This is a genomic window from Streptomyces sp. P17 (assembly GCF_032436805.1).
GTDB lineage: Bacteria > Actinomycetota > Actinomycetes > Streptomycetales > Streptomycetaceae > Streptomyces.
On the sequence record NZ_JAVRBF010000845.1, the window covers coordinates 1 to 270 of the forward strand.

The 270-nt window shown below is 40.7% G+C and carries 1 protein-coding gene; it reads left to right on the forward strand.

The genetic code is table 11. The annotated features are described in order from the left end of the window. The coding region (locus RMT89_RS43190; protein ID WP_315889228.1) for a hypothetical protein at positions 1–270 on the forward strand (270 nt) is incomplete at both ends.

Consider the following 270-nt stretch of genomic DNA (forward strand, 5'->3'; position numbering starts at 1 on the left):
GTAAAGCTGCTATATTGTATAGAGCCAGGCAACTTGACCTCATAACAGAATCCCAATACAAAACAGGCGTTATCACTCTTAGAAAATACGGCGAAACACAAGGTGAAAAGGAAGATCATTTAATAGCACCTGAGCCTCCAGAGCTATTAGAGAAGTCATTAAGAGTTTTACTAGAAAAGAAAAACCTTGGTTTTTCTGAGCTAGCGAGAAAACTTGAAGTACAACCAAAATTCATTCAGGAAGTCACAGGCCTGAGCATGCGCGAAGCCC